Source organism: Tannerella forsythia (genome assembly GCF_003860135.1).
GTDB lineage: Bacteria > Bacteroidota > Bacteroidia > Bacteroidales > Tannerellaceae > Tannerella > Tannerella forsythia_A.
Genome location: NZ_RQYN01000093.1, coordinates 1 through 4,729, shown reverse-complemented (window position 1 = coordinate 4,729; position 4,729 = coordinate 1). Strand labels below are relative to the sequence as shown.

General features: G+C 47.6%; 5 protein-coding genes. 1 reads left to right on the top strand and 4 read right to left on the bottom strand.

Annotation, left to right across the window (positions count from 1 at the left end; translation table 11 throughout):
* Positions 1-72: 72 nt before the first annotated feature.
* The 4 genes from EII41_RS13265 to EII41_RS13250 all read right to left on the bottom strand — a co-directional run bounded on the left by EII41_RS13265 (position 73) and on the right by EII41_RS13250 (position 2,476).
* On the bottom strand, positions 73-429 hold the full coding sequence (locus EII41_RS13265; protein WP_124790967.1) for a fibronectin type III domain-containing protein: 357 nt from the start codon (positions 427-429) through the stop codon (positions 73-75).
* A 248-nt stretch (positions 430-677) separates the two neighbouring features.
* The gene (locus EII41_RS13260; protein WP_260425598.1) at positions 678-1,664 is read right to left on the bottom strand and encodes an Ig domain-containing protein; all 987 of its coding nucleotides are present in this window, start codon (positions 1,662-1,664) and stop codon (positions 678-680) included.
* A 172-nt stretch (positions 1,665-1,836) separates the two neighbouring features.
* Positions 1,837-2,211, bottom strand: coding sequence for an HU family DNA-binding protein (locus EII41_RS13255; RefSeq protein ID WP_124752617.1), 375 nt, complete (start codon positions 2,209-2,211; stop codon positions 1,837-1,839).
* A gap of 70 nt (positions 2,212-2,281) precedes the next feature.
* Positions 2,282-2,476, bottom strand: a complete 195-nt coding sequence (locus tag EII41_RS13250; RefSeq protein ID WP_124790966.1) for a hypothetical protein — start codon at positions 2,474-2,476, stop codon at positions 2,282-2,284.
* A gap of 929 nt (positions 2,477-3,405) precedes the next feature.
* Between EII41_RS13250 and EII41_RS13245 the strand changes: the two genes are divergently transcribed.
* Positions 3,406-4,729: tetratricopeptide repeat protein (locus tag EII41_RS13245; RefSeq protein ID WP_148091754.1), on the top strand; the 1,324-nt coding region annotated here is incomplete at its 3' end.

Sequence of the window (4,729 nt, the reverse complement as noted above, 5' to 3'; positions counted from 1 at the left end):
AACTTTATGGATATGGTATACTACATAAACGGAGGAAGGAATTTCCATTACCCACTCAAATCAACATAGAGCCTAATTTATTCCATTTACTGCGGCATCGTGTACGGCAACCATTACATCATATTCGGTATTGGGTTCGAGGCCGGTAATGGTATACGAAGTCATATTCTTTGTATAAGAGCTTGTTTTCCAGCTGCTTTCACTTCTTAATTTCCATAACACCCAATAGACCAGCTGGTCTTGTGGTGTTACATTGTCGGTTGCTTTACACCACGAGACAGCAATGGTAGTCCCTGTTACAGTACCTATTTGAATATCTCCATTACATCCCGGCTTGGGCTTTTGAGTATCGGCGGCCCATGCATAGTTTGTCACTGTCATCGCAAGAAGAGCGATGATCCAAATCGAAAAATGTTTTACTCGTTTCATGTTAATTAATTGTTAATTGTTAATTGTTAATTGTTAATTGTTAATTGTTATTCGGCATTCAGCGTAAATTAATTGTTAATTGTTAATGGTCAATTGTTATACCGGGTACGTGTCCTTTGCGTTCGAAGCGTTGGCGGTGTCCGGTCGGCGATGATCAGGGCGAACACACGGGTTCGCCCCTACATTGACTACCTTAACTACACTGACTACCTTTCATTTTTCACTATTCACTATTCACTTTTCGTTTTTCAATCCAATCCTTTAAACGATGCGTCGGGCGCAATTTTTTTGACTTGCGAGTCGAGTCCGGGGCTGTTGAAGACGATAAAGAACTTACCGTTTTCGCCGGGCGTGCCGGGCTTTCGGGTCTTGAGCACGTCGATATTGCGCGTTCCGCCGTCGGTTCCGGCCGTCAGTACCTGCAAGTAGATGACCTTGGTGTTGTAGATGGACGAATGCTTATACGCGTTGCCGTTGTTGACTCTCACCTCTATCGTATAAGGTTTGTCGGGTTTGTATCCGTTCCGGGGCGTAGCGCCTTTGAGGAAAGCGGCCATCTGATACGGGCGTGCATAGTTCTGATCGGAGCCGAACAGCTCTTTGAGACGCCGTACGGACTCGTTGGCGTTCGTTGTCACGTTGTTGAGGTGGATGCAGGCTTCGCCGACCTTACGGTCGCGGCGGTACATTTCGAAGGCCATGATCTGGAGGGCTACGGCGCCGTGGGGCTCGCTTCCGATCACGTCGCGCGCCTGCTTGAACTCGTCGACCGTAGCGGGGAAACGACTGAACTCCACCGTCCCGCTCTGATTGGGGGTATGGGTGTTGTGATCGATCGCTCCGGTGATCTTCACGCTGAAAGCCTCTAAAGGCTTGGTCGATGCTTTGACCGTGACGGCACAAGTAGCGGTCTTATTGCCGGCCTTGGCCGTAACGGTTGCTGTTCCGGCTGCTACGCCGGTTACCTCGCCACTGTTTGTCACCTTGGCTACGGCTTCGTTGCTGCTGTTCCACGCTACCGTTTTGAACGTGGCGTTTGCCGGCGCAATGGTGGCCGTAATCGTCTCACGTCCGTTTTCTTCCAACTCGATAGAAGTCTTGTTCAACGTAATGCCCGTAACGCCTGTTGTGCCACCGTTTCCCCCGCCGGGCGGATCGGGAGTGTTTTCCTTATCGCACGCCATCGCGCACACTATGACGCTGAGCGTCATCAGGAGGGTACCGATTGTTTTCATTCTTTTTTTCATGTTTTTTCTCGTTTGAATCATTTTATTGTTTTACGGGTTCGGAGAGGGGCTTTATCTGCGTACGTACGAAAATTTTTTTCCTTGCGTACGGAAATTTTTTTTCTCACGTACGAAAATTTATCTGCGTACGTACGGAAATAATGCCTCTTTCAATATGTTTTTAATCAGCACTTTCGAGTCGGATTTTTTCGATTGCGTCTTTCAGTTGCACACTGGGGGTAAAAACGACTTTTACGCCCTTGATCATCGAGGGAACAAATTGCTCTTTGTCGTCTACGCCCTCACTGCCGAACGAAATGCGGAGCGTGCCCAGATCGCCGAGGTTCACGCTTCTGCCCAGCATCAGGTAGCGCGGAACGACGGTGATCAGACTCTCAATGACATTCGATATATCTCCGCGCGAAAGCGAGGATAGCTCGACAATGTCGGCTGCGATTTCGCGTTGCGTCACTCTGCCCTCGTTTACGGGGGCGGCATACCACTTGATTTGGGTTCTGTCTTGCGGGTTAGCCCGCTGAATCATTTTGTATTTCATCACGTTATAATGTATTAAAAGTTTGTATTGTCTCGTGTCTTTTGGAGATGATGTCGTTTCGATGCTGTTGTTAGGTTGTTTCTTTGTTGTCTCCGCCGAGACAACGTGCTCTTTTAGACTCGACCTCGAAGGTCTCGGGCGATGTTTCGTATAAAATCTCGTCGTAAGCCTTCAATAATTGGTCGTAATTGTTAGATAGCTGCCGCAGTTTCCGAAGCAGTATCTCGCGTCTGTCCTGTTCTGTCGTTTGCTCCTTACGTTGCATATCGTTTCCATCTTTATACGCTCAAGATCGGGAAATGAATGTTGTTTATTTTTCCGTCTCTCCATATCTTGTTTTTTTGTTTTATTTTTCTACCGACAAAGATACACTTCCCAACAGGGGCTTGTCAATCCGTAATTCACGCAATTTTTATCCGTATTTTACGCAGTTTTTATCTGTGTTTTGCGTAAGTACGCAGCGTTTTCTCTGCGTGAATACGCAAAAAATTGCGTAAGTGCGCAGTTGGGAGGGGGGGATTGTTTTGTTGTTTAGATGTTTAGATGTTTAGATGTTGAATTGTTGGTTGGAACAATTACGAATGACAAATTACGAATTACGATGTTCCGAACGCGAATGATCGTAAAGTGAAAAACGAAAAACGAAAAGTGAAAAATGTAGTCAGCGGTAGTTAATGTAGTCAATGTAGGGGCGAACCTGTGTGTTCGCCCTGACTATCGCCGACGCTTCGAATGCAAATGACAATATCCGAACGCGAATTACGCAAATGGCGCAAATGAACACAAGTAAGTGAAAAACGAAAAGTGAAAAGTGAAAAATGGAGCAAAGTAGTCAGAGTAGTCAAAGTAGTCAAAGAGTAACCATTAACCATTGACAATTAACAATTAACATTATGTCAGGCTTTCATCCCTTTGCCGAAATACGATCTTTTTTTCCCAACGCTTCGCATTGGGCTGAATTAAAACGCCCCTTCGGGGCTTGGCGTGTACCCGGCATAACAATTGACAATTAACAACTGACAATTAAATAACGCTGAATGCTGAATAATCATTAAAAAAACACGCTCCACCTCAAAATTGAGTAAAATTACTCATTGACACGGTTTGTTTTTGATTGTAACTTTGCACCGTCAATGGATAAATGCGATAATAGTGAACAAAACGTATACATATATATAATATAGGATAAAGATCATGAGTGTTTTTCTACGTGCCGCATTACTTTTTCTCCTTTCGGCTCTTCCGGCAGCCTCGCAACAGACGGCCGATTCGTTGCTTGTCGTTTTTGAAGATGCACGATCGTCTTCCCAACGACGGGATGCGGCCAATCGACTGATGACTTTCCTCTATGAAGAGCGATCGTCGGAGTGGAAGCATCCGTTTACCACGCATACCCCGGAAGACAGTCTCCGGATGCTTGTCTACCTCGAAACGGGCACGTATTTCTATGAACATTCGGCCTTCAGGCCAAGTGTCGACTGCATGAAGGAGTGTTATCGATGGGCGCAAGCGCTGCGCGATACGGTTACGCTGACGGATGTGCTGCATGTCATGGGCGCCTCGTACACCCGTTTGGGGATATACGACCAAGCCTTCGAACACATGCAGACTTTACTGACGATCGCCGAACAGCGAAACGACCCGGCTATGTTGGGACGAGCCTGTAACAGCACGGCCAGCGTCTGCCATCATATGCGGAACGATTCATTGGCCCTTACCTTATATATAAAGGCGGTAGATATAGCGCGCGCGCAGAAAGACGAGCCGGCACTGTCTGCCCGTCTGGGCAATTTGGGAGGAATATATGTGGAGATGGATCAGCCCGAAAAGGCGCTGCCGCTGCTCGAAGAGGCATTGGCCATCGACACGAAGAACGGATGGACGGACAAGATACCGATCCGGCAATTGAGTATCGGGAATGCTTATTTTAAAATGTACGAATGGGAGAAGGCCGAAACCTTTTACCGTCAGGTGATCGAAACCCTTCGGGAAAGTGCTCGCGATAAGGTATCGCTGGCCATCGCCTACGGACGGTTGGGGTGGCTGAAACAGCTTACCTCGCAACCCGACGAGGCTGCCGCCTGTTATAAAGAAGCCGAGAAAATAGCTCGCGAAATAGGAGCCATGGATATCGAAAGGAGCTGTCAGGAAGGTCTGTATACGATCTACAAAGAAACGAACCCGGCGCTGGCGCTCCACTATATGGAAAGGAACTTCGCACTCAGCGATTCACTCTACCGCATGGAAACGACCCAACAGATGAACAACCTGAAGATACAATACGAAACGGCCGAGAAAGAACTTCACATACAGCAACAACAGTCCGAAATCGAACGGACGAAGCAGCATCGCACGCTGTTTGCTCTTTCGACCGTATTCGCCTTGTTATTGTGTGTGATGCTCTACGTGCTGCTCCGGCAGCGACGCAAACGAAACCGGCAGTTGGCCGAAGCCAACGCGACGAAAGATAAGCTCTTCTCCATCATCTCGCACGACCTCAAAGCGCCGGTTATCGCAC